We start from the raw sequence: 4,959 nt of genomic DNA, 5'->3' as shown, positions 1-4,959 counted from the left end.
TCCAATGACAGGATGCCGGCGGCGTGGGCGGCGGTGATTTCGCCGAGGGAGTGTCCGGTGAGGTAGTCGGGGCGCACGCCCCAGGACTCGAAGAGACGGAAGAGGGCGGTTTCGAGGGTGAACAGCGCAGCTTGGGCGTAAGTCGTCGGGTCGAGGGCGTGCGGGTCGTGTCCCCAGGCGGCGTCGAGCAAGGGCCGGTCGAGGTGGGGGTCGAACAGGGCCGCGGTTTCGTGGAAGGCGTCGGCGAACACCGGGAACCTTTCGGCCAGTTCCCGGCCCATTCCCACCCGCTGCGTTCCCTGACCCGAAAACACAAAAACCAGACGACCGTGACCGGCCACGCGGCCGACCGCGCCCTGCAAGCCCTGGACTGCCTCGGCACGGTCCGACGCGACGACGACTGCCCGGTGTTCCAACGCAGCACGTGAGGTCGCCAGCGAATAAGCCACATCGGCCAACGGCACATCGCTGTCGAGACTGTCGAGGAACGAAGCGACACTAGCGGCCTGCGCGGCCAAAGCTGCTTCGCTGCGTGCCGAAATCACCAGCGGCACGGCGTCCGAACTCTCCCGGGCCGGAGCATCGCGTTCCGGAGCGTCCGCCGCGGCGACGTGTTCGAGGATGACGTGGGCGTTGGTTCCGCTGATCCCGAACGAGGAGACCCCCGCCCGCCGGGGACGACCGTGCTCAGGCCACTCCCGGGCCTCGGTCAGCAACCGCACCGCACCCGAAGACCACTCCACCTCCCGCGACGGCTCGTCCACATGCAACGTCCTCGGCATCACGCCGTGCCGCATCGCCATGATCATCTTGATCACGCCGGCCGAGCCCGCGGCGGCCTGTGCGTGCCCGATGTTCGACTTCACCGAGCCCAGCCACAACGGCTGGTCGCGGTCCTGGCCGTAAGCGGCCAGCAATGCCTGCGCCTCGATCGGATCGCCCAGCGCGGTACCGGTGCCGTGCCCCTCCACCACGTCCACCTCCGACGCTGACAACCCCGCCGACGCCAACGCCCGCCCGATCACCCGCTGCTGCGCCGGACCATTCGGCGCCGTCAAGCCATTCGAGGCACCGTCCTGATTCACCGCCGAGCCCCGCACCACCGCCAGCACCTCATGCCCCAACCGGCGGGCATCCGACAACCGCTCCACAACCACAACGCCCGCACCCTCGCCCCAGCCGACGCCGTCCGCTCCCTCCGCGAACGACTTGCATCGGCCGTCGGGCGCCAAACCGCCTTGCAGACCGAAGTCGGCGAAGGTTTCCGGGGTGGCCATCACGGTCACGCCGCCGGCCAGCGCCAGCGAACACTCCCCCCGCCGCAACGCCTCAACCGCCAAATGCAGACTCACCAACGACGACGAACACGCCGTGTCCACCGACAGCGCAGGCCCCTCCAAACCCAGGAAATACGCCACCCGGCCGGACACCACGCTGCCAAGACTTCCGCTGCCGAGGTACCCGGCGACGTCGTCGCCTGCCCGGTCGCCGAGCGATGCGCGCCAGTCGTGGTACATCACTCCGGCGAACACCCCGGTCGCCGAACCCCGCAACGACAACGGATCGATGCCGGCGCGCTCGAGCGCCTCCCACGAAATCTCGAGAAGCAGCCGCTGCTGCGGATCCGTGGCCATCGCTTCGCGGGGGCCAAGCCCGAAGAATCCCGCGTCGAAATCCGCGGCGTCGCGGATGAAGCCGCCTCCGCTGGTGTAGCCACCCGCACGCGCACGGTCGAACGTCGCGGTCAGATCCCAGCCCCGGTCAGCCGGGAACGGCGTGATGCCGTCGGTTTCAGCGATCACCATTCGCCACAGGTCCTCGGGAGACTCGATCCCGCCCGGGAACCGGCACGCCATCCCCACGATCGCGATCGGCTCGGCAGCCGGGGCAATGGCCGGCGCCGAGACGACTGCCTCGGGTTTCCGGTCCGCGAGCCTGCCGTGAAGATGGTCAGCCAGCGCCAGCACTGTCGGATAGTCGAAAATCAACGTGGCGGATAATCTCAGCCCGGTCGCCGAGGCCAGCGAGTTCCGCAATTCCACGGCCGCCAGCGAATCGAGCCCGATCTGGCTGAACGTCCGGCGCGGGTCGATCGCATCCGCGTCTTCGTGGCCGAGCACAGCGGCGACGTTCGCCCGTACCACCTCCGTGACGACCTGGCGTCCGTCTTCGCTTCCGTCCGCCCGGGATGCCAGCGCCGAGCCGGAACCGGTCGCGGCCCGCCGGGCCGGACTCCCGGCCAGCCCGCGGAAGACACTCGGCATCGCCTCGCCGCGGGCGCGCAACGCGGATCGGTCGATCCGCACGGGCAGTACGACCGCATGGTCCGCTTTCACCGCCTCGTCGAACAATTCCAAGCTGTCGGAAGCGGACAGCGGAACGACGCCGGAACGGCCCGCCCGCTGCAAGCCGGCAGCGGTCAGCCCGGCCCCCATGCCGCCGGAGCCGGCCCACAGGCCCCATTCCAGCGCCAAGGCGGGGAGCCCGGCGGATCGCCGGTGCTCGGCCAGCGCGTCCAGGAACACGTTCGCCGCCGCGTAGTTTCCTTGGCCCGCCCCATCGAAGACACCAGCGTGGGACGAGAACAGCACGAACGCCGACAATCCCAGGTCCCGTGTCAGTTCATGCAGATACCAGGCGCTGTCGGCCTTCGCCCGCAACACGCCGTCGAACCGGTCCGGCGACAATCCCGAGACCACGCCGTCATCCAGTACACCGGCGGCGTGCACCACGCCGCTCACGGGATGTTCCGTCAGCAATGCCCGCAGCGCTTCCCGGTCGCCCGCATCGCATGCCACGACCCGAACATCGGCGCCCAAGCCGTTCAGGTCCCGCACCAGGTCGTCCGCTCCGGGCGCGTCCATGCCCCGGCGGCTGGCGAGCACCAGCCGCCGAACCCCGTGCCGCACGACGAGATGCCGGGCGACGAGGGCGCCGAGTCCGCCGGTGCCGCCGGTGATCACCACCGTCGAGCCCCAGGAAAGGCCGGTGGCGGCGATGGTGTCGACACGAACAATCCTTGCCGCGCGAAGAACTCCGTCGCGGACGGCGACCTCCGGTTCGCCCGACGCCACCACTGGGGGAAGCACGGACCGCAAGGTCGCCTTGTCCTCCAGATCTTCCACGTCCAGCAGGACAAACCGGCCCGGATTCTCCGCCTCGGCCGCCCGCACCAAACCCCACACCGGAGCCACCGCCGGATCGATCGCGACATCGCCTGCCGCGACGGCACGCCGGGTCACCACAACCAGCCGCGACGACGCGAACCGTTCGTCGCTGAGCCACGTCTGCACCAACCGCAGGGCACGGGAAAGCCCGGCTCGCACCGCGTCGGGCACCTCGCCGTGGCCGGCTTCGACCGCGGCGACCACAACGTCCGGCACCGGCGACTCGCCGTCCAGCGAGCCGAAGTCCGCAAAGGCCCGATCGGGGGTCTCGGGTGTCCGAACCGGAACCCAGCCGAGCCGGAACAGCGACCCAGTACGCGCGAGCTGGCCGGGATCGATCTGGCGAGCGACGAATCGGTCCACCGTCGCCACCAGGGCACCTGACCCGTCGGCGATGGTCAGTGACACCCCTTCGCCGCTCGTGGGACGGATACGAACCCGCAACGCGGAGGCGCCCGTCGCGTGCAAGGCCACCCCAGACCACAAAAACGGCAGCCGGACCGCGTCCACGGGCTCGTCGTCAAGGACATCCGCGGCGTGCAAAGCCGCGTCCAGCAGCGCAGGATGCAGGCCGAACGCGCGGGCATCCGCTTGATCCGGCAAGGCGATCTCCGCGAACACCTCCGGTCCGCGTTGCCAAGCCGCACGCAGGCCCCGGAACAACGGACCGTACGAATATCCTTGGCTGGCCAGCTTTTCGTACCAGCCATCGAGATTGATCGCTTGTGCGTCCCGGGGCGGCCAGACCGTCAAGTCCAGAGGTTCCGGTGCCGGCGCGTTTTCGGCGAGCACTGCTCGTGCGTGCCGGGTCCAGTCCTCGGCGTCGTCCGAACGCGAGTACACCGAGAGTTCTCTGCCTCCGTTCCGCTCCGCCGCACCGACTTCCACGCGCATCGAGACAGTGCCGTGTTCGACGAGTACGAGCGGCGTCTCCAACGTGAGTTCCTCGACGACCGCGCAGCCCACTTCGTCTCCCGCGCGCACGGCGAGTTCCACGAATACCGTGGCAGGCATCAGGACGGTGCCGGAGATGACATGGTCGGCAAGCCAAGGATGGGACGTCAGCGAGAGCCGGCCGGTCAGCACCGCGCCGCCGTCGGCCATCGTCACGACCGCGCCGACCAGCGGATGGTCGGCGGGGGCCTGTCCGAGAGCGGGAAGGTCGGCAACGCGATGAGCCTGGGAGAGCCAGAAGCGGCGCGGCTGGAACGCGTAGGTCGGCAGGTCCACTCGTCGCGCGGACGACTGGGCGTAGAACCGCTCCCAGTCGACCTCGACGCCCCGGGTGTGCGCGACGCTGACCGCGGTGAGCAGTTGGGCGATCTCGTCGTGGCGGGGTCGGAGGGCGGGGATGAAGGCGGTGTGGGTGGTGTCGGTGTGGGTGAGGTTGTGGGGGGTGAGGGCGGTGAGGGTGGCGTCGGGTCCGATTTCGAGGTAGGTGGTGGCGCCGAGGGCTTCGAGGGTGCGGATGGCGTCGGTGAAGCGGACGGTGTCGCGGGTGTGGCGTACCCAGTGTTCGGGGGTGCAGATGTCGTGGTCGGCGAGGGTGCCGGTGAGAGTGGAGACGACGGGGGTGTGGGGCGGGGTGTAGGCGAGGGTTCTGGCGGTGCGGTGGAGGTCGGGGAGGAGGGGGTCCATGAGGGGGGAGTGGAAGGCGTGCGAGACCCGCAGTTCGGTGCCGCCGTGTGCGGCGAGGATGCGGTGGATGGTGGGGCGGGGTCCGGAGACGACGAGGTTGTGGGGGGTGTTGTGGGCGGCGATGGCGGTGTGGTGGTCGAGCAGGGGGCGGATC

The 4,959-nt window shown here is 69.7% G+C and carries 1 protein-coding gene; it reads right to left on the bottom strand.

The window, feature by feature from the left end; genetic code table 11:
- The coding region (locus ACFXI3_RS47045; RefSeq protein WP_378408744.1) for an SDR family NAD(P)-dependent oxidoreductase at positions 1-4,874 on the bottom strand (4,874 nt) is incomplete at its 3' end.
- Positions 4,875-4,959: the final 85 nt, after the last annotated feature.

Source organism: Amycolatopsis sp. NPDC059235, assembly GCF_042754125.1.
GTDB classification, from domain to species: Bacteria; Actinomycetota; Actinomycetes; order Mycobacteriales; family Pseudonocardiaceae; genus Amycolatopsis; species Amycolatopsis albidoflava.
This window is presented reverse-complemented; position numbering and strand designations above follow the sequence as displayed.